This window comes from Lentibacillus cibarius (assembly GCF_005887555.1).
In the GTDB taxonomy this organism is placed as follows: Bacteria; Bacillota; Bacilli; order Bacillales; family Amphibacillaceae; genus Lentibacillus; species Lentibacillus cibarius.
The window spans coordinates 2,359,066-2,385,138 of record NZ_VCIA01000001.1 but is presented as its reverse complement, the minus strand read 5'-3'; the positions used below and the strand labels follow the sequence as shown (position 1 = coordinate 2,385,138).

Below are 26,073 nucleotides of genomic sequence, written 5' to 3'. Positions count from 1 at the left end.
CTTACAACACTCCAAGTTCTTTTAAGTAGCCATTAATTTCATTTTCCAATCCGGCAATTTCCTGATCAATTTCCTGAATATCTTGCTGAACTTGATCCAGATCGACCGGTTCTTCTTCTTCAAATGTATCGACATAACGAGGGATGTTAAGGTTATAATCATTTTCCCGGATTTCATCCAAAGTTGCCACATAACTAAATTTATCGAGTGTTTCCCTATTTCGAAATGTCTCCACGACTTTGTTGACATCTTCATCTGATAAATTGTTTTGGTTTTTGCCTTTTTCATAGGACTGCGATGCATCAATAAATAGAACATTTTCATCTTGTTCGCGGCATTTCTTAAGTACGAGAATACAAGTCGGAATGCCCGTTCCGAAAAACAGATTCGACGGAAGTCCGATCACTGCATCCAGATAGTTCTTTTCTTCGATCAGATATTTCCGGATGGTCTCTTCGGCAGCCCCACGGAATAACACGCCATGTGGAAGGATCACGGCCATCTTTCCGTTATCATCCAAATGATAGATCATGTGCTGCACAAAGGCGAAATCAGCTTTCGACTTCGGCGCTAGTTTCCCGTAATTGCTAAAGCGTTCATCATCCAAAAAGGACGGATCGGCACTCCATTTCGCACTGTAAGGTGGATTCGCCACGACAGCTTCAAACTGTCCATCAACTACAGCCGGATGCTCTAACGTATCGCCGTTCGCAAGAGAGAAATTATGATAATTCACATCATGCAGCAACATGTTCATACGAGCCAGGTTAAAGGTGGTATTGTTATATTCTTGGCCGTAATAATGCCGCACATTGGCTTCCCGGCCTACGCGTAATAGTAAGGATCCGGAACCGCACGTTGGGTCATACACGTTCTTCAAATCTTTTTTGCCAGTGGTTACGATTTTGGCTAGAATTTTTGAGACCTGCTGTGGGGTGTAAAACTCTCCTGCCTTTTTACCGGCAGTAGCCGCAAATTGTCCGATGAGGTACTCATAGGCATCCCCTAACATATCAATCTCCATATCACCTTGAATAAATGGTAGAGCTTCTAAGTTTACCATTACTTTGGAAATGAGTTTTGTCCGCTCCGCATTAGTATTTCCTAAACGGGACGAGTTCAGGTCCATATCTTCAAACAAACGATCAAATTCATCTTCACTATCTTCTCCACGAGTTGAAGCTTCAATATGATTAATGGCTCGGTGGAGATCTTCGATTTCAAACGTCTGGTTTTCAATCTTTTTCACTAAATAACTGAATAAATCCTGCGGTTCAATGACATAACCTATACGGGCGATCAACTCTTGCTTGAGGACGTCCTGGTATTCGTCGTCCTGCCAGGCTTCTTCATACGTGATATTGTCTTCTGCTAAAAGCTGTTCTACCTGCTGCTCGGTGTTTTCCGAAAGAAAACGATAAAAGATTAACCCTAGAATATAATTGCGAAATTCACTAGCGTCCATATTGCCGCGCAAGTCATTGGCAATATCCCATAGTTTTTTTTGTAGATCAGCCTGTTGCTGGCGTTGTTTTTCTGTTGTCGTCATACATGTTCCTCCTAAAAAATTGTTGCGCTAAATACTGGTCCATTAATGCTTCGCGTTTTTGTCGAAGATATTGGATTCGTTTTCGGTTTTGGTTGACCTTTCCCATACGTTGTTGCTTATCAAGAGGGGGCAGCGTGATATGCAAATCCTGCAATTGTCGAGCCGTTATTTTCTGTACTGAACTGCTCCCCTGTTTCATCTGGTGACGCTGTGCAAGAGCTTCCGGCGACCAGTCCCACCAATACACAAAATAAAAAGGATTGATACGGTCGGTATCGACCTCAATATGCATAAAATTATAGGGGAGAATGGCTCCGGCATGCTCGGGGGAAACAATTGCACATTTCTCGGTCATTAGCTGCATGACGATATCCCCTTCGTAAATACGCTTCGCATCTGACGCCTCATCGAGCATGACCATTTTTGGAGACTCCGAATGCCGGATGTATTCTCCAGCGTCCTTATCCAACATTTGCCGATCATAGACCATGGACGGTAAACCGTGCTCAGATTCTGTTAAACGCTGGAGAAGGGTTCCGTTATGATAGGCAAATAATGCTGCCACCAACATGACCTCCTTGTAGTTTTTTTATACTACAAAAATATAACACACAACTATATTGTAGTAAATCAAAACTACAAAATTAAACGGACTCCGGTACACTATATTTTTCTACAGTAGTTTGAATAAACTGTTTGATCTGCGTCACTTTCTTATTGCGCATAAGAAGACTACCTGTCAGGCCTTTATCAATCATATTACGGTTGATATGGCCGCTAAATTCATATTCATGAATGAGCTTACGGAGTAAATCTGCTGGATAATCTTGTGTTTCAGCAAACTGGTTAATTTCGGCTTCTTTTCGTTGATCTTCAAAATCATAGAACGCTTCGTCAACGTCTTGATCTGTTTCCAAATTGGGAACGACCTCATCAAGAAATTCCCGGATTAAATCGGCTTTGAGACGCAGATGGTCATCATCAGCTTTATCCAATAATTGATGAATCTGCCGGCGTCCTTTGTCTCGTTCTTTCGCGTCTTGCAGATTGAGATCTCGAAGCAAATCCATGATGTATTGCACATTAATCACATCGTTGCGCAGAACTTCGATGTGAAAATCGATATCATCCATCACGGATGCCCCTTCTTCGCCCTCTTTTCCACGTTGAATAACACTATCGTAAAGGGTTAGATACTTGCTTTTATAGTCTTCAAAGGTTTGTTCACCGATACCTAATACATTTTCATCAAAAGTAAATTTATCGAATGTTTTAAGTTTAACCATGGTGTTGGCTAAATCACGGTAAGCTAACACGAATTTGCGCTGATCTTCTTCCTCTTCCAGCTGATCGACATCCACCGGTGTAGGGGCAATCTTAAAAACACGCTGCAAAATATCCTGAAAAGCATTTAGGTATTCTTCATAGGAAGCACTCAGCACGGTATCGGTGTTATCGGTTTGAGAAAAGATCTCAATCGCTTCATCCGTTCTGGCTTTTAAATCCCGGTAACAGACAATATTGCCGTAAGGCTTCGTCGCTTTTTCCACACGATTAGTACGGGAATACGCTTGGATCAAATCATGATGTTTTAAGTTTTTATCGACGTACAACGTATTGAGTTTTTTGCTGTCAAAACCGGTTAAAAACATATTGACGACAATTAAAATATCAATCTTATTTCCCGGAATAGCTTGCTTCATTCGTTTGGAAACATCCGCAAAATAACTGCTAAAAAACTCGGAGGAAAAATTGGTTTGGAACATCTGATTATAATCCGTTATCGCCTGGTCCAGGACTTCTCGGGAATGCACCGAATCGTCTTGTTCCTCTGTATCCTCATTCGGTGTATAGGTGAAGATCGTCGCAACATTTAAATCGTGTTTTCCGGCTTCTTGGGCTTCTCTAAAGGCCTGATAATATTTCACAGCCATGGGAATGCTCTGCACAGTCAAGATGGACGTGTACGTCTTGTCGCGTGTTTTTTTATGATGATTCTCCAAGATATGATCGGTTACATTCCGAATCCGTTCATCAGCCATCCAAATTTCGTCCGTATTTATACGTTGAATATATTCCTCTTCAACAACCTTATCGGTCCGATCAAATGTATTAATATATTCCACAGAGAAACCAAGCACATTACCGTCCCGTATAGCGTCTTTAATCAAATAATAATGCAGGCATTTATCAAAAATATCGGCTGTCGCCCGTCCGTCCTGACTAGCATTTTCCTCAAATCGTGGTGTTCCCGTAAAGCCAAAGTACTGCGCATTACGGAAATGCTCCCGGATTGCACGATGCATATCCCCGAATTGTGACCGGTGGCACTCGTCAATAATGAAAATCACTTTATCTTCCTGATACCGATCCATAACCGGATGCCCCGATTTAATCGCATTATCCATTTTTTGAATCGTGGTCACAATTAAAGGCCGTGTAGGGTCCCCTAATTGTTTTAGTAGTTTTTTGGTATTATTCGTAAAATCCACGGCATCTTCTTCAAATTTATTAAATTCAGCTAAAGTTTGATGATCCAAGTCTTTCCGGTCCACTAGAAAGATTACTTTCTGAATATCTTCTTCCTGTGCCAATACTTGACTTGCTTTGAATGACGTAAGAGTTTTGCCGCTTCCGGTGGTATGCCAGATATAGCCGTTATTATTGGTCTCTAATGCTCGCTGTAATAAGGCCTCAACAGCATAAACCTGATAAGGGCGCAAAACAATCAGTTGGCGATCCGTTTCATTTAACACCATATAACGACTGATCATTTTAGCAGCATGACAGGGATTAAGGAAGCTTTCAATAAAATCTCTCAGAACATTGATGCGTTCATTTTTCTCGTCACTCCAGTAAAACATGTTCCCTTTGTAAATCGTCTGGTCACTGTTAGCATAATAACGGGTCTCCATTTTATTACTAACAACAAAGAGCTGAATAAAGCGGAATAAGCCTGTATAGTTTTGCTTTCGGTAACGTTCTATCTGATTAAATGCTTCCGATATGGCCACGCCACTGCGTTTCAGCTCCATTTGGATGAGGGGGAGGCCGTTCATCAAAATGGTAACATCATAACGACTTTTATAAGTATCATGGACACTTACCTGATTTGTAACCTGAAATTTGTTTTGACACCATTTTTGTGTATTGAAAAACTCCAGATATACCGTTGATTCGTCATCTCGTTCTAACACATACTTATCCCGCAGCATCATGGCGCTATCAAAGACGTTTTTTCCTTCGATATCCGTGAGGATACGATTGAACTCCCGATCGGTGAGAGGTTTTCCTCCCAATTTATCCCGGTGCCGTTCATTTAAAATGGACCGAAAATTTGCCTTTAGCTGTTGCACATTATGTATCGCAACACGTTCATAACCCAATGCGTTTAATTGTTCCAGCACTTCTTCTTCCAGTTGTAACTCCTTTTGGTAAGCCAAATTACCCCTCCATTGTCCCTTTTCTATTTCATTTCACAACAGCCTAAAAAACAGCCTATTAGTTTTAAACCTTCTACCATAATTTGATTCTTTTACCTTGAAGGAAGTCTTCACCATGTAATATTTTATCTACCCAATTTCAGCTATAATTTTAAGTCTATTTGATACTGTAAAAAGCACACACACCTCTAAAGAGATAAGCACAATTTTCACTTCTATTAGTTGTTAATGCATCTTTAAAATATGTTCTTTTTCCTCAATTTCTTTTCGTTTATTGTGCTTGGATAATTAAAAAAGTTTAATTTATTTCTTCTTGTTCTATTTCATTCAGACTCTTTCCCTTATACATCCATTGTTTCCACCCGTTTTCAGATCCTTCAGCTATTGCTGCTGCATAACTTGGACTGTTAAATATTTAATCATCCACAAACTCCATAATATTTCTATTTAACAGCTAATCCCACGGAAGGATAAAGAATGGACTATTTTGTTGAAATAGAGTTTTTCCAAGATAGTGGTACAGAGGAAAATGTTCTTCAGAAACATAAATCCTCAATTGTCCTATTTCATCCATATTCGGCCGCATCCATACTTCCTCTTAATTTAACTGCCATTTGCCATAGTTTTTCTTCATACCCTATGTTTGCATTTGTTTTAGTCACTGCGATTCCTCCTGAATTTAAAAGTGTATTAAACTAAGTATCTCAACTTTCGCAGGTTAAAACAGGCAGGTATGCCTTGATATAATTGGGCAGGCCCGCTAGCCATTGTTGTAGTTGACTTTTGATAAGTTGTTTCATTTTCTTATTACTTTTGGACAGCGTATCTTCAAGAAGCCCAATTAACTGTTGCAGGGCAACAGCCCAATCGAGGTCATGGACTTCTTCACATAATTCATAAAACATGCCACCCAAGGTTCGGTCATCTGTGCTGCAGCGATTCTGCCACGAAAGCACTATATACCTTGCAAACACAATTGTTGTGTGACTGATAAGAGCGTCATAAGAACGGCTTTGGAATTCTTTTTGAAGTTTTAAAAGGGATTTTGTTGTTTTGAAGAACACTTCAATATCCCAACGCATGCCGTAAATTCGGATGATTTCCTGATCACTCAAGGTGCAATCCGTGCTCAGGATCGCAAGCCAGTCACTTTTCTTATTTCGATTACGGACGAAAACGACTTTGACAGGCACACCATTCGCCTGTGTCGTATGAATGGAACGCAGGATACGCTTGTTATCAGCGCTTGGCTTAGCCAAGCGATACAATTGATCCAGGCTGACGCGCTTGCCATCTACAATGTAACGCTGCTTTAATTTTTTGACCATGCCAATCACATCCAACCCCTGATCTGTCAGATTCTTAATAAGGGGCTGCTGAGTGAACCATGAATCCATCAGCACATAAGATGCATCAATGCCAGCTTTCATTGCCCCTGCAATCATCCCCGGAATTTGTTCCGGTGCTGTTTGCAGAGCTTCTTTCCGACGTTTGTAACCGGAACTCCGTTTATCAACGTTTTCAGATATACCGTTGATTTGGCTTTTTTTCGAACTCAATAACGAAAAATCAACAGGCAGAAATGTCGAGCCATCAGACCAGCCCAGGGTCAACATGCGGAATCCTTTATAGAAGCGCATTTTTTGCGAGGCATGATCAAAGCAGCGAGCTAAAAGCTCGACGTCTTTACTTCGGTTACGATCATAGGATGAATCGTCCAATATAAATACTTTGGGACGGTCATGTCGGGTTAGCTTTGACACCTTCACAATCGTTTGAGAAGCCAGTGAAAGCAGAAAACGACGCCAGTTAAATGTCGATTGATTGAGAAATCGATAAACGGTATCCTTGGCCGGTATATCCCCGGATTGTTTGCTTTCAAGCGCTCGAAACCAATTTTTGTTTTCAAAGATTAAACAAAAAATGAGCTGGAAAATATAAGCACATGAAAAACCAAACGATTTCGTGATACCTGCGTTCCGCAGGTGTCTGAACACATTCAATTCTTTAAACGTTGCTTTTATTTCTTTTGGGAGTTGATTATTTGGGTTGTTTTTAGCTATCATAGCAGTAGGCACCTCTTCTGTTTTGGTAGTGATTCTGGTTAAATCAACTATACCAAACGTTGAGGTGTTTTTTCATGTATAAACATCATTGTCAATCATGATATGTCAGAGGCTACAAGTTCCTCTATGTCCTGAGTTTACTGCGATTTTATTGGTGCGAAAGTTGAGTAAGTATTAAAAGGGGTGGAATTATTAGGGATTTTTATCTCATTATCTTTTCCCTTATTTCCATAGAGTTTGAAAGAGTGCGCGCCTTTTTTATGTGTAATGCGTATGTAAGGCTGACCTCTAAGATTTTCCTGTAAATCCACACACTTTAATATTTTGCTTATATGTCCCCAAATAACATCTAAGGAAAATGGGTCAGGGTTAGAACAAGTAAAAGCTAACCATAATTCACCATCATTTTTTAAAGTTTTTAGTTCTTCTACTTCACTTGGTGTGAATGAAAATGTCCACCTTTTCCTGTTTTGATTCTTGCTCGGTGGATCTATTTTAGCCCTATATTTAGTAAAAATACGCCTATATTGATTATCGTTATTAACGATGACTTCATACAATCCGCGAGAATCATTTTTGTCTATTAAAGCTGGGACATATTTCTGATTGACTAAATCTGATAGAATAGCTCCATAATATAAATCCCGTTTTAGCATAATTTATCTCACCTTTCATTTATCACTTAAATATTCTTCAGACAGATGTAGAAACAAGTCGACAAACTCATCGCTTTCAGGTTCGCCTACCCATTCAGGTAAAATATTATAGTAGTAGGAAAGAGCATCGATAGTAACATTAAATAACTCATCATTTTTGTGTCTTTTCAATAGCAATAAGAGTTGGGTGAACTTTAATAAATTTGTAGAATCTTTTACTTCTGATAATACTACTTTAAAGTCTTGAATTAATTGAGCTTTCTCTATATCAATTTCAATGGAATTAAGTTCACTGTGGCTATAGATAGGTTTTTGATATAGATCAGGTTCACCGTTCAGACTTAATTCTGTTTCATAATCTACAATTCTGGGTTTTAATTCATGTCTTAACTTTTCTTTTTGAATTACCAATTTATCTACGTCATCGAGTTCTTTTTGGAAGTATCCTTCATCTATATCAAATATTTCAGCAAGTACTGGAAGATGTCTTTGTGGAATTCTTTGTTTCTCCGTCACCCATAAATTAATGTTTTGCTTTTTAATTCCCAACTTATCCGCCAATATTTGGTGCTCCATGCCATATAAGTTTAAAATATATTTCAGACCAATCATCGCGTCACCCCTTATATTGTTTGAGTCAATAATATACTATTTTATTGTCTGAGTCAATATTTCTGAGTTGGAATATACCGTAAAATCGAACTAGTCATAAATTTATTATACTTTAAAAGGGATACAAATATTTGTAAGGCTTTATTAAAGTGCTTCCAGAGTTTCTTTTTGTCCTGATTAACGTGCTTTAAGGAATTCCCGTCATTCTTCCGATTTCTCTATATGTATGTTGATTTCAATAAACTTAACAAGATCTCCCTTTTTTTGAAGGAGGAGCCATTATTCGGACAATTTCAGTGGTCGATATAAAGAAGACTTCGACATATTTGTAATTTCACAAATCATACTTACTGTCATTTTTCCTTCCCTATATAATTCAATTGCGTGATTCATCCCAGCATGATTATCATGGTATTTTTTTGTTCGCCCTTTATATTTCCCTTGCTTTTTGGTAAGTTCTATTCCTTCTCTCTGCCGCATATGTAGCAGGTCACGTTCAAGCTGATTAACGCAGGCCATGATTGTTATTAAAAATTGGCTGTAAGGATTATCCTCGGACAAATCCATCCTTGTATCTTTTAACGATTTGAGATTGGCCCCTTTGTTACGAATCATATCAATTAATTCGAATAGAACCTGTGTACTTCTGGTTATCCGTGTTAAGTCGGTAACGTAAATAACGTCTCCCTCTTTCAAGTCCTGCAGCATTTGTTGTAGCTGTGGTCGATTATCCTGTCTTTTTCCTGATATTTTTCTTGGTAAATACTTCTTTCCCTCACAAAACATAAACTAATTAAAAAAGACACACCAATATATTCCAAATGTGCTATAATCTAATCGGGTGATAAATATGCTGCAAATAATTGGTGAAACAACCTTATATTTTAAAACAAATAAATTTTCCATGAACCTCGTTCAATCAAGATTAAATGATGTATTTGAGAAATTTGACATCATTTCTCACGACATCTATAAAGTGAAGCACAAACTGCATATTAAATTTATTATGAATATGCAGGAAAACAACAAATGTAAACTTCTCGATGACTACATAAGCTACGTATTACCAGAATTAAAGAGTCATTTTCCTTGGGACATCGAATTTCAGCCTTTAATAGTCCACCAAATCACAAAATCATATCAACCTCTTCAACCAATAAATAAACATATGACTACATTTATAAATAACAAACTGAGCAATAATGATTAACGCCCAAAGCTGCATTTAGTCTTCAGACCAAAGAATATTTATTTGGCGCTTACTGTTTACGTACTTCTTAAAAAAATAACCCAACAACTGCCAAACTTGAGTTACAGTTGATCCATTTTATCCAACATTTCAGTCTTAGTTGGATTCGTATACAACAGAGTCGTATGAATATTCGAATGACCAGCCTGATTTGCCACTTCATGAATACTCAAGCCTTTGGCAATTGCATTAGAACAAAAGAAGTGCCTCAACACATGAGGGGTGATTTTTTTGCCAACTTCTTTGGCGTATCTTTGAAATGCTGTATTGACAACAGTACGATCAAGACGCCGGTTCCGATTACTCGGAAACAAGTATTCACTATCTACTCCGTTGTTCTTTCTTTCTTTTAACCAGGACTGTAATGCAGTGCGAACCTTCTCGCTCATGTAAACAATTCTCGTTTTATCCCCTTTTCCTTCTCTTACCGTAATTTCTCTCGTCACCAGGTGAACATCATGAAGATGCAAATCCAGTGCTTCCGATAGTCTTAACCCCGCATAGGCAAATATCGTAGCTAAAGCATAATAACGCATATGTTTGTTATCCAAAATAACCTGACGAAACTTCTCCACATCATGATATTCTACTGTCGATAAAGAGGCGTATTGTTGTTGCACTCTTTCGAAGTCTTTCTTTCCAATGACTACTTTAGTTTGCACACGGTACTCTTCCATCAGAAATTGATTGAATTTTATTAAGCCGCTCAGCTTTGTGTTGATTGTTTTCGGATTTAATTTTTTAACGGTCTTCAGGAATGAAATATACTCAAGTACATTTTCTCGATGAAGGTTTTGAAATGGAACATCTTTTGATTCATCAAACCATTTCAAATAACCTTTGACTGACTGGAGGTATCCTTTTATGGAATTTTCCTTTAAACCTTTATTCTGTAAATAAGCATGAAAGGATTCTATCAACGTGTCCCACCTCCTTAAATTATGTTGGGCTCTCTAATTCGCTTTTCCTTCTAAATTATGTTGGATTATACACTCATAATTCTATCAGATGATAAGAAAAACACAACATAAATGACATTATGTTGTGTAATAAAAATTTCAATGTATCATTTATAAATGCTAACCTATCGATTTGAGTCTTCGTATCATATAAATAAGCTTTGCTTTACGTTAAAGACCAAGCTTACACACGGTTCAAATCATCCTCTATTTAAACAGCAGCTGCTTTCAGTTCAATTGTAGGCAATTGTACAATGGACCTCCGTGAAGCCAGTCACCAGGAAATTGTGAAGAATTTGCACTAAAAATGACGAAGGATTTCATTTATTTAGCCATAAAAAAATAAGCCAGACACCTGAAATGCCTGGTCTTATAAGAGTTGAACAAGCTATTTAAACGCTTATGTTCATAAAGTATTGATGATTATGGATGATAATTTGCCTGCCGTCCATGGACAAAATTCCGCCACACTTTAAATCGTTTTGCCTTCACGATGGTATCCTTTTTCCGGCCGCTTTGGTGACAGGTCGTGACGCCCTTCCTCACAAGGCTGCCGAGGCACTCGCATCGCCTAAACCGTCGCCCAATGTCCGACAGTCGAAAGGACCGATTGATGCGGAAAGTACTTTTTGAAAATAGTGTAATACATCAGTTCCTGTTTCGAGCGGACCCACTCATGATCTGAATTGGCGCGGGCAAGTTCGGTATCACTATATTGATTTTCCGCATAACGCTCCAGAATATCAAGCGCACCGCTGCCCTCTGAAAATTCCGCTTTATCACGCCAGATAATATTATCCGAAAGCCGTCCGTCATACGCTTTTCTTAAAATCCACTTCTCTACCTGATCATCATTTAATTTAAGTTCAGCCGGAATTTTCAGTGCATACGCGATGAAGTCCAAATCAAGAAACGGCATACGCAGCTCGACAGAATGGGCCATGCTCATCCGATCTCCCCGCTGCAGGCTAATATTATGCAATGTGTTGATAATCCTGACCAATTCCCGGTTCAATTTTTCCGTATCCTTAATTCCCTTAAGGTATTGGTAACCCGAAAACAGTTCATCGGCACCTTCCCCGGAAAGAATCACCTTCACACCGTTTTCCGCTGCAAGCCTGGAGACAAAATAGTTTGGGATCGCGCTCCGGACAAGTGATGAATCAAAGGATTCCAGATGATAAATCACTTCCTGAAGATAATCGATCAGCTCCTGTTCATCAAAAATATATTCATAGTGGCAGCTGCCGATCTCTTCAGCCACTTGACGCGCACGCCTTACATCCTCACTCTCCGCGCTGCCAACACAAAATGACTTCAATGGCTGTTTCCGTTTCCGGTTTTCCTGAGCAAGCAAAGCGATCAGGCTGCTGTCCAATCCACCGCTGAGCAGAACACCGACTTCAACATCCGCAACCAGCTGCTTTCGAACAGCACGTTCAAGATGATGACGGATGCCAGCCATCATCTTCGGCATTTCATTTTCGGAAAAGATATGCTGGCTCTCAGGCTGTTGAATGTGCCGGTACATGACAAAACCTTCTTCCGGTGTATAGTAATTTCCCGGCGGAAATTCATGAACATCATCGGTAACGTTATACAACGTCTTCAGTTCGGATGCAAAAACCATATTTCCCGTGTTGTCTTCCCCATAGTATAGCGGCTTGATTCCAAGCGTATCTCTTGCCGCCATAAATGTCTTGTTTTCAGTACCCACAATTATAAAGGCAAACATCCCGTCCAGGTTTTTGACTGATTCCGGACCCTCTGCTTCATATAGTTTCAGTGGCACTTCACTGTCCGATTCAGTTAGAAATGCCATCGTATCCGAAAGCTGTTTTTTCAGATTTCGGTAATTGTAGATCTCCCCATCAGCTACAATCCACTTAGCGCTATCTTCACTCACAATCGGCTGTTTTCCTTGTTTCACACCGACAATTGATAGACGCTGATGAGCCAGATGGAAAGCATCCAGTAATGCATCGCCTCCCTCATCAGGCCCCCGGTGATGCATTGATTGCAATACATCCCTTATTTTCCCATCATCCAACGATCCTTCCATCGCAAATATACCACTCATGACAATTGGTCACCTCTAAGTTCGTTTTTTCTCATCAACTGATGCATTCGATGAGACATTGTTGTCAGTATAGATGAACCGCATTAGCAAAGCAATGAATTCGTATATTTCAGAAAAACATCGTTATATTAGGCGATATAATTTCGAATTTGCGTAAAATAAATAATTCTATTAGTTTATCTCAAGATATCGCCTTATATATCTTAATTAGTCATTTTTTTATGATTCTTTGTACTTTGTAAAAAAATTGTAATATTGATAGACTTAAAGAGTTGACGCATTTCCGCCCACCCCACCCGGAAACATAAAAGCGATCAAAGAAATGGAGGTGTTAACAATTACCGACTTTTTAAACTACTTTTCTGCTAATACTGATCAAATTCTTGACTACACGCTTGAACATATTCAATTGGTGGGACTTGCTATCATCATCTCAATTCTCATCGGTGTTCCACTCGGTATTTACTTAACGACCAATGAGGAATTAGCCAATACTGTTCTGCAAATCACATCCATTATCATGACCATTCCAAGTATTGCTTTGTTTGGTATCATGATTCCGATCTTATCCATTGTCGGTCAGGGCATCGGATTCCTGCCTGCATTAATAGCACTCATCCTCTATTCCCAATTACCAATTATCCGAAATACGTATACCGGAATTAAAGACGTGGATCCCAATATTCGGGATGCTGCAAAGGGGATAGGCATGACGACCGGACAACGGCTATGGAAAGTGGAAATCCCCAACGCGATGCCGCTCATTATGGCCGGAGTCCGTACAGCAACAATATTAAATATCGGAATTGGCGCAATCGCAGCTTACATCGGGGCTGGCGGCCTCGGCTCACTCATTAACCAGGGCATTTCCAGATCAAATAACACGATGGTGCTAGTCGGTGCAATCGTTGTATCGATTTTGGCGATTATCGCTGATCTGCTCCTGAAATATGTACAGAAAAAATTTACGCCTAAAGGCATATAGAAAAGTGGTGAACAAAATGATACAGTTTAACGATGTTTCAAAAACATATAATGGCGGCGTGCAAGCTGTTGAAAATGTCAGCTTCGACGTCCAGGACGGTGAAATTGTCATTCTGATCGGTCCTTCCGGGTGTGGAAAAACAACCTTACTTCGCATGGTAAATCAGTTGGAGGACATAACGAAGGGCGAAATCGTCCTGAATAATCAAAACGTGAAAAAATTGGATAAAATTGAGATGCGACGGAAAATCGGCTATGTGATCCAAAGCAATGGGCTGTTTCCGAATATGACAATTGAAAAGAATGTCATGATTGTTCCGGATCTATTAGGCTGGGATCGGAAAAAAAAGAAAAACCGATTCAATCATCTGATGGAATTGATTGGACTCCATCCCGATGAATTCCGCAAACGATACCCGCATGAGCTGTCAGGCGGGCAGCAGCAGCGGATTGGCGTAGCCCGGGCACTTGCAGCGGATCCGCCTGTCATGTTGATGGACGAACCGTTTGGTGCACTCGATCCGATTATCCGCAACCGGCTGCAGGAAGAGTTCCTTCAAATACAGAAAGAAGTGAGAAAAACAATTTTGTTCGTCAGTCACGATATTGACGAAGCCGTGAAAATGGGAGATGAAATTGCACTCCTCCGTGATGGACACATCATGCAATACGATCGCCCGGCAGAAATCCTGAATCACCCGAAAAATGACTTTGTTTCCGAGTTCGTTGGCCGGGACCGCGTGCTGAAGAGTACCAGCCTCTATACCGTCAGCGACCTTGAAAACACGGTGGGACTGAGCCCATATACCGAATCAGCCCATATGAAAACTGTGAATGATGACACGTCCCTTCGAATCATCCTTTCAACACTGCTGAATCAAGAAGCGGATCAGCTGATTGTTGAGGATGTACACGGCCACAGAAAGGGGAGTCTGACACTAAATCATATTGAAGGATTCCTCCAGGCCGAAGTTAAAGAACATCCTGATCGAGTGGCATTACAGCATGAGTAGGAATAAACGAATTAGTCTAATCGTCAAAATATTCTTTTGGGCTGGACTTATCATCTTTTTCAGCTGGGCTTTCATGAACGACATGTTTCTGCCAATCTATGAGGAAACCGGCGCATTTTTTAACTTAATGGGCGAACATATGCTACTTGTATTGATATCAGGATCGTTGGCCATATTGACTTCCGTTCCGCTGGGCATTTTTCTGACGAGACCAAGGTTCCGTAAAGCGGAATTCTTCGCCGTCAACGTTGCAAATTTGGGACAAACCATCCCAAGCCTGGCTATTCTGGCTTTAGCAATGGGCTTTCTGGGAATTGGCATGAAGGCCGCACTGGTTGCCTTGTTTGCTTATTCGCTTCTTCCCATCCTGCAAAACACCATTGCCGGAATCGACTCAGTGGATGAGGATACAAAAGATGCGGCGCGCGGTATGGGGCTGACAAACACACAGATTCTATGGCGGATTGAGCTCCCGAATGCGGCCTACTCCATTATCGCTGGTGTTCGAACAGCACTCGTTATGAACATTGGAACAGCAGCACTTGCTTATCTTATTGGAGGCGGCGGATTCGGCGTATGGATTTTCACAGGAATACAGCTATTTGACAATGCCTATTTAATTTCCGGCGCGGTGTCAGTATCTCTGCTGGCAATTGCAGTGGATTATCTGTTCAGAGGTATGCAATTTGTCCTCGTGCCAAAAGGCCTGCGTTTGGCCAGACAGGCAGTCAGCTGACTTCGACACTATAATAAAAACATTTAAATGGAGGAAAAAATTCAATGCGAAAAGTAAGTTTATTTATCATATCGATTGTATTGTTACTTGTCCTGAGCGCTTGCGGCGGTGACGGTAATAAAGAAATCACAATCGGATCCAAAACGTTCACCGAGCATTATTTACTTGCTAAGATGTCCACCCTTCTATTAGAACAAGAAGGATTTGAGGTAAATGAAACATCTAACCTTGGAAGTACAGCCCTCAGAAAGGCACTGGAAAATAAGCAAGTAGATCTGACATGGGATTATGTCGGCACCGGATTGGTCACCTATCTTGGAGAGGATCCAATGAGTGATCCACAGGCAGCATTCGACAAATTAAATGACATTGACCAGGAACAACACGACATCGTCTGGACCAACTTGAGCGAACTCGTGAACACGTATACCTTAATGATGCGTGAAGACCATGCAAAGGAACTGGGAATCAGCAGCCTCAGCGACCTTGCCGACTATGTGAATGAAAATCCGAATGACCTTTCAGTGGCAACAAATGCGGAATTCTACAATCGCCCCGATGGCCTACCGGGTGTTGAAGAAACCTATGGATTTGAATTCCCGGATGCAAACGTCAATGAAATGGATACCGGTTTGACCTATAATGCACTCCGCGATGAAGAAGTCGATGTCGCCATGGGATTATCGACAGATGGGCGTATCGAGGCATTTGGTTTCATTAACCTGGAAGATGACCAGAAGTTTTTCCCGGCTTATAACGCAACGGCTGTCATGACAACTGAAACTTATGAAGCGTATCCGGAAATCGAGGAAATCTTTGAACCGCTTTCAGATATATTGACTAGTGAAACCATGATTAAACTAAACTATCTAGTGGACATTGAAGAGAGAAGTGTTGATGAAGTCGCACGTGAATTTTTGGTGGAGAATGATTTGATTGAGGAATAATAGTTGGCAAACGCTTTTTCTATAAAAAACCATTACAAGATACAAGAAATCCCGTATCAGCTTATTAAGGTGATACGGGATATTTTTTGACAACGCTAATTTCCCTATCGAACCTGAATTAATTAAGCTTTTGCATATCTGTACGGATCAAGATGTCCGATCGAATGCCTTATTTCCCCTTCTGTAATCAGGTCCGCTGCAATCTTTCCGATAACAGGAGACATTTTAAAGCCATACCCGGAAAAGCCACTAGTGAGAAATGTAATATCCATGCCAGGTAATCGCCCCACAATGGAATGGTCATCTTCCGTATAGGCATCCATATAAACACTGGCTCGAACGGGATTAGGCACCAGCCCCGGCAAAAGCTGATCAACAGCCTCACCAACTTCCTGAAGTTCCTCACTGCTTACATCACGATTCAGTTTATCCGGAGCTTCCGGATTTTTCGTATTGGACGCTTTTACCATTGTGCCGTCAAAGGTTGGCGTCCCCGTTAGACGATAGCCCTTCCGCATGCGGGCAAAAATCGGGAATTTTTCAGGCTTATATTCTTCTGCATTCTTTGGCGCAAACTTTGTCAGCACCAAGCGTCTGGCCGTCAATTGATCTCTTAATCGCGGCAATAACTTCCCTGTCCAGGCTCCCGTCGTGACTAAGACTTTATTAACCCGATACTCTTTTTCATTAGCAACAATTGTAACACTCTCTTTGTCCGGATAAACACCCTGCACAGTTGTATAACGTTTAATAGCTGCTCCTAAAGCTTCTGCCCGCTCAACAGCTGAAACAACAGCCAGTTCCCGCCGCAGAAACCCTGCATTTTTATCTAAAACCATAATGTCTTCCGGAAATAAACGGTGCTGTGGGAAACGTTCGGCTGCCTCATTCCCTCTGAGTATTTCATGATCTAACTTAAATTCATCTATGCTTTTCAATAAGCTTTTCATGACATCGGTATCCGGATCCCCGATTGTCAAACCGCCATTCAACGTTAAAAGCTCGCGATCTACTTCAGCCTCCAGTTGCCGCCACAAATCTCTGGCTTCAAATAAAAGTGGGACGTATGTATTCCTTTCCTTCCATATAAGCTGTCCTGAATAAGGGGAGTTATGTACTTTCATCTAAATTGCCCCCGAAATTTTCTATAGAGTTTCCCCATAATAAGTTATTAAAATCACTATCGTGTTCGACCAAAACCAGCATTCTTTCTAGCTTAAAGTGCAAGGAGTCTAAGTCTATTCCATTATTTTCATATCTTTGGGTTAAAACATTAATACTTTGTAGTCGCTGGATATCTTTCTTATTTAGCATATAGCTATCTTCTAATAACAGATTCAGCTTATCTGTAATTTCATCTAATGGTTTTCCGTATGAAGAGTAAAGTTTTATCATTTTAATCATTGATTGAATCTGTAAAAGAGGGGCATTTTTGCTGGCATAACTTAAAAATACAAATAAATATCTTTCTCTTATATTATTTATTTCTTTCATTGAGGTACAATAAAAAAGTATGATTGATACAATACCTTTTAACAAAACCTCCATATTTTACTTTACCTTTCCTATGGTACTGTTCTCCATATCAAGGAGTAAATAAGTTAATGAGGCACTCACTCTAAAAATCATCTTGTAGCTGTGGTCGGTTATCACGTCTTTTCCCTGATATTTTTTCCTAGTAAATATTATCTTCCTTTATTCCTAAGTCAGTCAGTTGTTGTATTTGGCGAGCCGGATTTTACGATTCCGAACTCACTCGTACATAGCCAAAGTCGTTCATATGTATCAATCCTTTTATCTAAATAATCTAAATCATAATATTAGAATAAACCTCTCCACTTTTGGAACAATCCTATTGGGAATGTCTCAACTCCCATTATACCGTTACTCACTAAATGTTCCAATAGGGTAAACCCTAATGAAACTCGTAATTTTATTATAGTATTTATGCTGCTTAAACACAAATATAAGTTCGACTTTATGATACTATTATTGCAGTAATGATTTCCTTCGCAACAGATGTATCAATTCTTTCTTATTGTTCTATATTGCCATTATTTCCATTTGGGGTTGGTGCTTCTAACTTCTAAAGCCTTATGTCATACTATCGAGCTTTTGGTGTCAAAACTTCTAAGTTATGAATATCAACCCGGATACAAAAGTACTTTTACTATGGCACCATTCGCTCTCTTCCTTTGATAATAGGAGCAGGAGGGGTATTCATGAAGAAATCATTAAACCACACTTAATTAGGTTTGGATCTATAAGAGATATTGAACGTCTGAAGAAGATTATTATGATAAATTTACCGATGCAGGTATATCCCAAACGTATAGTGTCTGCAAGAATAAATGTGACACCGGTTATTTGCAGGTGCTCGGGTGGAGTTAAAATAGAATATCATGATACGTTCATCCCCCAAAAACCTCCAATCTTGAGATATGTTAAATTAGTAAGAGTATCACACTTGCTTTCTCACCGGTATTACAGAAAAACATTAAAATTAACTTGAAATCATATCGAAAAAATAACTAGTTGTTATTCTTATTTCAAGACATCAACTTATTATTGTCGAACTGCAATCATTTTTCACATAATTGTTATAATTGGATTGTTTGCAACAAGGACTTATGTATTACAATATAAACAGAATTGAAAATAGTATAATAAAGGAAGTGAGTACCTATGCGCACAAAGACACTAGAAGAATTAACAGACCAAATTAAAGAGGAATTACTAAATGACGACGAAGCTTTAAAAAAAATCGAGCAAAAAATAGATGAACGCTACTCAGAGCAAGCTTTAAAGTCACAATGGGATTAAAACCTATTGAGGTCCCCTTTCTGGAGGGAAGTATAGAAATAAGTCGCTGGTTCTCACTTAAGTGAACTTCATGGGGGGGCTCACATGACAGGTTATTAACTAGCCATTATACTCGCCAGGCTTAAAAAATAGATGTTTCAAATACTGTACCCTCATCGGCATCCCCTTCCCAAGAAACATGTAAAGGGGTGTGAGCCACCACCCATGAAAGCCTTGTTAACAACCTTTATTGTAGCTAACCTTCTGCACATCTAGCGGAAAATTGACTGGCTTCGAGTTTGGATTTATATTGGAGGTTTAAAAATGGAACACGCCTTAGATGACACTTTAATTTATGCTTATAAAATAGCGTTGCGTTTAAACGTGGATCAACATTTCATCGTGCTTTTAAAAAAAGAATTAATCAGTCGCAACCTGTTGGATCAGATAGAAGAGGCCAATAGTTATTAAGGCGAAAATGAATAAGATACTAAAAGTGAGCTGAATCATCACTGACTTGTTGGTGGTCTGACAAATACCTCATATTTTAACATCCCGTAGTATCCCCTTTTAAAGAACCCTCCCTGCAAAGGGTTTTTTAGTGATATATAGAATATATAATTCTTAAGTAACAAAGGGAGTGGATGCTATGGATAGGAAACACATTTTGAACACCGGTGTTGCCGGATGTGACTTTCACAATTTCAATACATATTACTGCAACAATGAAGGCTACCTGATAGTGGCGTTTATTGCGGCACAAATTCCGGATATCGACGCCAAATACAGGAAAAAGCCAAATCTTCCGAAATATTATCGAAACGCTTATGGCACATAACCTGAAAGTCGTGCTATCAGACACCCGCAGTCGATCAGCCGGGCGCATTAGCGGCAAATGCGTACTCGTTGTTGGAGCTGGTCCGACATTGACCCACGGGGAAATGAAACACGGCGCCGGTACAATTGCAGCAGAGCGACTGGGTACAAAAGGCATCGTCGATCCGCGCCCATTTGCAACAGGAACATTGATTGATACATTCAATACCTATCAACATATTGGAAACTTCGTCCCGGCCATAACAACGTTGACTGAGATGCAGTCAATCATTGGTACCCCAATCGACCTAAACCGTGTCATCACCATTAACAAACCAACCGCCAAGGACCGAAACTGACGATGTATTAAAAGACTTCAATAGACTTATGAATAAAGGAAAAAAAGAAGAAGTAAATAGAAGCGCCCGACACCAAACGGCCATTTGGCGCCTGTAACTTAATTTATTAGGTTTTCCCACGCCTTTTCATAATCAGTCGCCGTATTAAAATGACAGCCACAGCGGTCAATGCTGATATAAACAATATCCCACCAGTCACGGCAAATCCAAGCCCCCTCCAACCCCCGGCTATGTAGCCAATCACATACAAAGTGACACTTATCAAAACCGCACCAACCGGAAAAAGTAGCTTTTTCTTGAGCGTCTTAGCCATCAGTGAAAGAAGCACAATAACCACCGTCAGTAACACGAACGTCAAAAATGGTTTCATACAAGACACCATCCTTTAGGATGAATGTGAAAGGGAGAATAAGGACTTTCACCGAGTGTAACACAGCAAAAGACGGCTATGAAAAAACACTTCAAACTACTCAACGGATCAGTTACCAATAAATTAGCCCATAATTTTGAGAATCATGTGCACCATGTTCGTAATATTTAACTTCAACCGTAAGATCATTTTTAGCCCATTTTTTGATTCCCTTGCCATTAACTTCACTTATCAATAAACTTCCGAACAAAACATTGGTTCGTATTACACCTTAGAAATATATCGCGTTCAATGTGAAAACCTATGTGCAAGGTTATCCCGATAGCCGAAACTTAGTTGAAAATGTAATAACTGAACACGCCTGACCGTGTATTGAATATTACGTGTTCTTTATATGGATAAGTCTGCCCAAACTTCAAAAATTGCATGATGGCTATACAATTAAACATATGTGTAAAATAATTCTCGGGGCCACCTGAGGCAATTTTCTAGTCAAAAAAGAGAAGGCACTCTATCATAAATGTATGCTTTGACGGGCAAATACATTTCGAAAGAGGCCTTCTCATGGAAACTATTATATCAAGATTATACGCATTAATAAAGGAAACAAACAACTTAGTTGATTTGGAAGAAAGCATTCGACTCTATATGTATGAGGTGTTTGCTTCCCAGATGGGGGAAGTGTTCACACAGATTAATAAGGTGATTAAAGCTGAGAAACAGAAGTTGGGCTGGACTGTCGAGCGTGAAGATTGGAAAACGGTTCAATTCACGTTTGGGGCAGTTCGTTTTCGGCATACATTAATGCATGACCTGAAAGGTGATTCTCACTATCCCTTTGATGAGTGGGCTGGTCTTCGGAAAAGTCAACGATACAGTCCCCTGACGGAGGTAAAAGTGGCTGAATTGGCTAGTGAGAGCACGTATCGTGCATCAGTCCAAACTTTGAAGGAATGGACCCCCGTAACGATGAGTCATCAAACAGTCGGGAGTATCGTGAAGCGTGTTGGAGATGCGCAGTCCCAGGCTGATGTGGAACTGGCGGCTGAACTGGAGGAAGCAGCGTCCCTTCCGGAGGGAAAAGAAGTTGACTATTTATATACAGAGGCAGATGGCGTTTTTGTCCGTTCTACAAAGAAAAAGAAAAGCCATGAGGTCCGGCATGCGATTATGCATGAAGGCTGGGTCAAAAATGGCAAACGGGTCTCACTCAGCAATCAACACGTAATCATGACAACGAAGCCGACTGATGACTTTTGGAAAGAGGTGCAGTCATATGCGGCCCATGGTTATTCGCTGGAGAATACGCAGGTTGTGACAAATAGTGATGGCGGGCAGGGCTACACAGCTGAACGGTTCCAGGAAGCCTTTTCCCAGTCCCGTTATCCCGTGTTGAATCAACTTGACGCTTACCATGTAGCTCAGGCGTTAAATCGGGCATTAGGCGGTGAAAAGAGTGAATTTAAGGACGGGATAAGAAAAGCGTTAAAACAACACGATTGGCAACAGTTCATACTTTGGCTGGATACATACGAAAGTACCCTGGAAAACGCAAAACAGGTAGAAAAGGTAAACGGTTTTCGAACTTACATTCAGCACAATTGGGATCGTATTTTTGACTGGCGTGAGAAAGTGGAAGACCCGCCAGAAGACGCACGAGGCTTAGGGGCTATGGAATCCAATCAGCGTCGCGTTTCTTTCCGGATGAAAAGACGGGGGATGCATTGGAGCGTAGAAGGCAGTGAAGCTATGGTGAAAGTAAAACAGGGTATCCTCAATAACACGTTGCGGGATGTTTATCTCACATCCCAAAAACGAAGCGCACGCAAGCAGCGAGACGTTGAAAAGACCGTTCGCATGACGGAGTATTTGAATCAGCCAACACGCCCATCGATTGGCGCAAAAGAAGGTTCCATCAGTTTATATACAGCCCATTCATCAGCGATAGGAAACTTGATGAAGAGTTTTAGGTAATACCCTGCATGTTTTTGTCAGGTTCCGGGTTTTGGAACGTGACGAAAACATGCAGGCCACCAAGCGACAGCGCGGTAGCCGGAAAACGTGTACAAAAATAGAGTGCCAAATATATTGGTGTGACAACCACATCGAGAAAAGATTGACACATACCAATTAAACCCACCACTCACCAATATCTGCCAAATATGCTATAATCTAACCGGGTGATAATTATATGTTACAAATAATCGGTGAAATAACCTTATATTTTAAAACCAATAAATTCTCCATGAACCTCATTGAATCCAGATTAAACGATACATTCGAGAAATTTGATGTACTAGACCATGCCATTTACAACGATAACCATAAATTGCATATAAAGTTTATTATGAATATGCACGAAAGCTTTAATTGTAGGTCCTTTAACGACTACATAACCTATGTTTTGCCTGAAATTAAAAGTCACTTTCCTTGGCAGATTGAATTTCGTCCTTTAATCATTCATAAAATCACAAAATCATACCAGTCTCTTCAGCCACTAAATAAGCATATAACCACATTTATCAATAACAAACTAAACAATGGTGATTGACCTTATGTCGTTGATCACGTATTGGAATAATGTCTTACACCCCCTATCTATCAAGGGTTACCAGAATGGTGTGGATGTGGCTCCAGCTTTCGTTCAGCCGAATCACCTGTGCTTCATACCCCAAAACCTGTCGGTCTTGACGCATGCAGGATTTGTTGACGGGGCGCTCCGGGAAACATGGTTCCGCCATTCCCATCTTCCCTCGTAAAGTTGGAAATCATTAATATCCCTGCACGTTCACACTTCAAAGTGTTTATAGCGGAACTTGTCGCGCCATTTAAGCTGATGAAATACGTGAATTTTCAAAGGAAATTCTGTTGTAAAACAGGAAAACGGCATTGGTTGATTTCTTGTTTTTTGCATGCAGCAAATATTAAATAAGATGGAGAAGATTCACTACCCTCCCTCCCCAATCCAGTTGGAGATTATATTCGTCAGCGCAGATTGCGTGACCAGAACACCATTAATTCCCACAATAAATTGTCAGATGATGTGAGTAACAACAGAACTAAGGGCAGGATCCCTATAAACTCAATTGTGCTTGAGCCATCTTCATTTTTAAGCCTTATTTCTCCATCAATTCAACCATCTGCTTTTGCAGTGCTATCGCATCTTTCAAGAATTGCAAGCATGTTGGAACTACTTCTTTTTCATCATCAAACAACACTGTCTGACTTTGTGCTTTTTCCAAAAAAGTCTTCGTTTTATAAAAAGGCTTTATGCTAATTTCTTTTCATTCCTGTTTCTTGAACAGCCCCCATCCTATTTAGAAGTATGATAAGCCATGCGAACGCTTCTTTATATGGTTCGTTTGTGACATCAGATTGTGGAAAACAGAGCCATTTCTGTCGTATCAAATCTTTGATAAAATGCTAAATAGAAATGAGCTCCGTCAAGATACAAATGGTGAGGGCCAATCCAATATTTCTCAAATATCTTTTTAATCTTCTTTGCCGTATCGAAAACATCTTGGTTAACAGATTTCATGTAAAACATCCTTTTCACAGATTCAGAGACCACTATTCGTGATCCATACTAATAGACCCGAAATCAATCTAAATCGTAAGTTGGATATCTAAGACCTTTCCTATGTCCCACAAATTCTTCCGTGTCGTGACAACCATCACTTAGAATTATCATCGCAAAAAACATTAATATGTCAATCATGTGACAAAATAAAAACATTTTTTGCTGCGTCTTTAGTTTCGTATCAGTGGACTTTGACATTTAATGTAACTTTCTTAATTCACTAAATTTAAGATAATTATTACTATAAAATTGCAATCTGCCTTTCAATGGAACCCCCATTTAAATAATATATTGGTTGATGTGATCTGGAATATAGGGAGATCTTGTATAGCAGTTCGTAATACGATTAATTTGATTCGTAGTGTCAGAATTTCATCCATGAACGGAAAGATCCCCCTCCCCTGGAAGAGCAATTCAAAAGTTTTTAATGACAAAAAGGTCCTCGTAGTATAATTAGGAACTCAATTCAGTTAAAATAGAAGAAATCACTACTTACCATATACCAGTCCTTGGTGAAGGAACTGGTGCCAGGAGGGAAAAATGACTGCAATTTTTCGACAACCTGTAATGATTTTCACACTTGCTATCGTCGTTTTTTCTTATACGTGGATTATTTTTTTTATAATAACGATTTTATACGGGCCACAGGCATCGTTGCGATTCAACTAGCCGGGATTTCTGTTAGTAGTTATTGGATAGCTAAAATAGTCACGGTTTTAAAGAAAAATAAAGATAAAGACCGTTTCTTTCGGCTCTTACTAGGCATAGGGGTTATTCCATATAGTATAGCGGTCTTGCACTGGGCTTATCATTATTTGTATGTAGAGACATCTCTCCCTTACCCCGGGTTTTCTGATTATTTATGGCTTTTGGCTTATTTCATTTGGGTGATCGCTCTAACCTATAAACTGGTTTTAGTCATCCAAAAAACAGAAATCACGCATGTCGACAGGTCATTTTTTACGTTTCTTTCGATTGGTTTTTCGCTTCAAATATTGGCTGATTTTGTGTACTTACAACAAATCTTGGAAGGAGCTTATACATACAGTGGCTGGATTGATCCCCTCTGGACGGTAACGTTACTGTTAAAGGGGGCTGCCGGAATTTATCATTTACAAGTGCAAAAGCTGGGTGTCGCTCCCAGGGGTCATTGGTTTATTGATTGGCGTAAAGACAACACTTCCTATCTGTTGTTGGCAATATTTCTTAGCTATGTACTTGTCCGCAGTTTCGGAACAATGAACCTTTTGCTCACTTCGCTTTATATAGTTTTTATTTTAGTAATCATTAAACAGGTTGCACTGCTTAAACAAAATAACCAAACCGTCGAACAGCTCAATCGTCTTTCCAAGAGTTTAGAAGAGAAAGTGGAAAATAAAACGAAACAGTTGCAATATGCTTTGGACGAAGTAAGTAGAATGGCTAAATACGACAACTTGACCGGCCTCCCTAACCGTCACATGCTTCATGGACGCCTGAATGAAATTACACATAGCGAGATCGAAGCAGCATTGATGTTTATAGACTTAGACCGCTTTAAATTGATTAATGATACCATGGGGCATGAAGCCGGTGATAAACTTTTGGTAGAGGTAGCCAAACGTTTGGAAAAAAGCATAAGAAAAAACGACATAGTTGCCCGGCTCGGAGGTGATGAATTCATAATTTTGCTCGAAGATATTCATCCAGATGACGTGGCGGAAATAGCGCAACGCATTCTAATGAGTTTGCTTCCCCGCTTATAATACAAAACACAGAAGTTCATGTAACAACAAGTATAGGTATAAGTCTTTTTCCGGAAGATGCACAAAATAAGACAGATATAATCACATTTGCCGATAAAGCTCTATAT

The 26,073-nt window shown here is 39.9% G+C and carries 24 protein-coding genes and 2 pseudogenes; 10 read left to right on the top strand and 16 right to left on the bottom strand.

The annotated features are described in order from the left end of the window. Position 1: 1 nt before the first annotated feature. From FFL34_RS11730 to asnB, 10 genes and pseudogenes are all read right to left on the bottom strand, one after another. Complete coding sequence (locus FFL34_RS11730; RefSeq protein ID WP_138603590.1) at positions 2–1,549, bottom strand: type I restriction-modification system subunit M; 1,548 nt, start codon at positions 1,547–1,549, stop codon at positions 2–4. Then, entirely contained in the window at positions 1,512–2,114 is a 603-nt protein-coding gene (locus FFL34_RS11725) for a restriction endonuclease subunit S domain-containing protein (RefSeq protein ID WP_171046350.1), read from the bottom strand. Before FFL34_RS11725 ends, FFL34_RS11730 begins: the two co-directional genes overlap by 38 nt. Before the next feature lie 79 nt (positions 2,115–2,193). After that, positions 2,194–4,992 carry a type I restriction endonuclease subunit R gene (locus tag FFL34_RS11720; RefSeq protein WP_138603588.1) on the bottom strand — a complete coding sequence of 933 codons (2,799 nt, stop codon included), beginning with the start codon at positions 4,990–4,992 and terminating at the stop codon, positions 2,194–2,196. A 566-nt stretch (positions 4,993–5,558) separates the two neighbouring features. Further along, entirely contained in the window at positions 5,559–5,654 is a 96-nt protein-coding gene (locus FFL34_RS18650) for a type I restriction-modification system subunit M N-terminal domain-containing protein (protein ID WP_234031487.1), read from the bottom strand. A 42-nt stretch (positions 5,655–5,696) separates the two neighbouring features. Then, on the bottom strand, positions 5,697–7,058 hold the full coding sequence (locus tag FFL34_RS11715) for an IS4 family transposase (protein WP_138600479.1): 1,362 nt from the start codon (positions 7,056–7,058) through the stop codon (positions 5,697–5,699). Positions 7,059–7,195: 137 nt separating this feature from the next. Further along, positions 7,196–7,714: a hypothetical protein gene (locus FFL34_RS11710; RefSeq protein ID WP_138603587.1), complete on the bottom strand. Its 519-nt coding sequence runs from the start codon at positions 7,712–7,714 to the stop codon at positions 7,196–7,198. A 15-nt stretch (positions 7,715–7,729) separates the two neighbouring features. Then, positions 7,730–8,326, bottom strand: coding sequence for a helix-turn-helix domain-containing protein (locus FFL34_RS11705; protein WP_138603586.1), 597 nt, complete (start codon positions 8,324–8,326; stop codon positions 7,730–7,732). A gap of 279 nt (positions 8,327–8,605) precedes the next feature. Further along, positions 8,606–9,079 (bottom strand): annotated as a pseudogene (locus FFL34_RS11700) (recombinase family protein); the annotation flags it as partial. 558 nt (positions 9,080–9,637) lie between these two features. Continuing rightward, positions 9,638–10,495 carry a tyrosine-type recombinase/integrase gene (locus FFL34_RS11695; protein WP_138603584.1) on the bottom strand — a complete coding sequence of 286 codons (858 nt, stop codon included), beginning with the start codon at positions 10,493–10,495 and terminating at the stop codon, positions 9,638–9,640. Between the two features lie 610 nt (positions 10,496–11,105). After that, positions 11,106–12,614: an asparagine synthase B gene (gene asnB, locus FFL34_RS11690; RefSeq protein WP_138603583.1), complete on the bottom strand. Its 1,509-nt coding sequence runs from the start codon at positions 12,612–12,614 to the stop codon at positions 11,106–11,108. A gap of 322 nt (positions 12,615–12,936) precedes the next feature. Between asnB and FFL34_RS11685 the strand changes: the two genes are divergently transcribed. The 4 genes from FFL34_RS11685 to FFL34_RS11670 are packed head-to-tail and all read left to right on the top strand — an operon-like array spanning position 12,937 to position 16,294. Beyond that, positions 12,937–13,599: an ABC transporter permease gene (locus tag FFL34_RS11685; RefSeq protein WP_138603582.1), complete on the top strand. Its 663-nt coding sequence runs from the start codon at positions 12,937–12,939 to the stop codon at positions 13,597–13,599. Between the two features lie 16 nt (positions 13,600–13,615). After that, positions 13,616–14,611 carry an ABC transporter ATP-binding protein gene (locus FFL34_RS11680; RefSeq protein WP_138603581.1) on the top strand — a complete coding sequence of 332 codons (996 nt, stop codon included), beginning with the start codon at positions 13,616–13,618 and terminating at the stop codon, positions 14,609–14,611. After that, positions 14,604–15,347 carry an ABC transporter permease gene (locus FFL34_RS11675; RefSeq protein ID WP_138603580.1) on the top strand — a complete coding sequence of 248 codons (744 nt, stop codon included), beginning with the start codon at positions 14,604–14,606 and terminating at the stop codon, positions 15,345–15,347. Before FFL34_RS11680 ends, FFL34_RS11675 begins: the two co-directional genes overlap by 8 nt. Positions 15,348–15,391: 44 nt before the next feature. Then, positions 15,392–16,294: an ABC transporter substrate-binding protein gene (locus FFL34_RS11670; RefSeq protein WP_138603579.1), complete on the top strand. Its 903-nt coding sequence runs from the start codon at positions 15,392–15,394 to the stop codon at positions 16,292–16,294. A gap of 122 nt (positions 16,295–16,416) precedes the next feature. On the opposite strand, the gene FFL34_RS11665 is transcribed toward FFL34_RS11670, so the two are convergent. Further along, positions 16,417–17,418 (bottom strand): FAD-dependent oxidoreductase, encoded by a 1,002-nt coding sequence (locus FFL34_RS11665; RefSeq protein WP_234031486.1) that lies wholly within the window; start codon positions 17,416–17,418, stop codon positions 16,417–16,419. After that, entirely contained in the window at positions 17,405–17,842 is a 438-nt protein-coding gene (locus tag FFL34_RS11660) for a hypothetical protein (RefSeq protein WP_138603578.1), read from the bottom strand. Before FFL34_RS11660 ends, FFL34_RS11665 begins: the two co-directional genes overlap by 14 nt. A gap of 1,137 nt (positions 17,843–18,979) precedes the next feature. On the opposite strand from FFL34_RS11660, the gene FFL34_RS11655 reads away from it, so the two are divergent. The 4 genes from FFL34_RS11655 to FFL34_RS11640 all read left to right on the top strand — a co-directional run bounded on the left by FFL34_RS11655 (position 18,980) and on the right by FFL34_RS11640 (position 20,271). Beyond that, positions 18,980–19,117, top strand: coding sequence for an FbpB family small basic protein (locus FFL34_RS11655; RefSeq protein ID WP_138603577.1), 138 nt, complete (start codon positions 18,980–18,982; stop codon positions 19,115–19,117). 303 nt (positions 19,118–19,420) lie between these two features. Further along, positions 19,421–19,567, top strand: coding sequence for a sporulation histidine kinase inhibitor Sda (gene sda, locus FFL34_RS11650; RefSeq protein WP_138603576.1), 147 nt, complete (start codon positions 19,421–19,423; stop codon positions 19,565–19,567). A 178-nt stretch (positions 19,568–19,745) separates the two neighbouring features. Then, on the top strand, positions 19,746–19,934 hold the full coding sequence (locus FFL34_RS11645) for a hypothetical protein (RefSeq protein WP_138603575.1): 189 nt from the start codon (positions 19,746–19,748) through the stop codon (positions 19,932–19,934). Then, a complete protein-coding gene (locus FFL34_RS11640; RefSeq protein WP_138603574.1) occupies positions 19,924–20,271 on the top strand; it encodes a hypothetical protein in 348 nt (115 codons plus the stop codon). The genes FFL34_RS11645 and FFL34_RS11640 overlap by 11 nt, the downstream gene beginning before the upstream one ends. 106 nt (positions 20,272–20,377) lie before the next feature. On the opposite strand, the gene FFL34_RS11635 is transcribed toward FFL34_RS11640, so the two are convergent. Next, positions 20,378–20,641 carry a hypothetical protein gene (locus tag FFL34_RS11635; protein ID WP_138603573.1) on the bottom strand — a complete coding sequence of 88 codons (264 nt, stop codon included), beginning with the start codon at positions 20,639–20,641 and terminating at the stop codon, positions 20,378–20,380. 564 nt (positions 20,642–21,205) lie between these two features. Between FFL34_RS11635 and FFL34_RS11630 the strand changes: the two genes are divergently transcribed. After that, the gene (locus FFL34_RS11630; protein ID WP_138601467.1) at positions 21,206–22,615 is read left to right on the top strand and encodes an ISLre2 family transposase; all 1,410 of its coding nucleotides are present in this window, start codon (positions 21,206–21,208) and stop codon (positions 22,613–22,615) included. Here the strand turns inward: FFL34_RS11630 and FFL34_RS18275 are convergent. From FFL34_RS18275 to FFL34_RS18270, 3 genes are all read right to left on the bottom strand, one after another. Then, a complete protein-coding gene (locus tag FFL34_RS18275; protein ID WP_171046348.1) occupies positions 22,608–22,766 on the bottom strand; it encodes a hypothetical protein in 159 nt (52 codons plus the stop codon). The two genes, FFL34_RS11630 and FFL34_RS18275, sit on opposite strands and share 8 nt — an antisense overlap. A gap of 991 nt (positions 22,767–23,757) precedes the next feature. Continuing rightward, positions 23,758–23,883, bottom strand: a complete 126-nt coding sequence (locus tag FFL34_RS18830; protein WP_267900368.1) for a hypothetical protein — start codon at positions 23,881–23,883, stop codon at positions 23,758–23,760. Between the two features lie 128 nt (positions 23,884–24,011). Further along, a complete protein-coding gene (locus FFL34_RS18270; protein WP_171046347.1) occupies positions 24,012–24,179 on the bottom strand; it encodes a hypothetical protein in 168 nt (55 codons plus the stop codon). A gap of 1,280 nt (positions 24,180–25,459) precedes the next feature. Between FFL34_RS18270 and FFL34_RS19055 the strand changes: the two are divergent. Then, positions 25,460–26,040 (top strand): annotated as a pseudogene (locus FFL34_RS19055) (diguanylate cyclase domain-containing protein); the annotation flags it as partial. Positions 26,041–26,073: the final 33 nt, after the last annotated feature.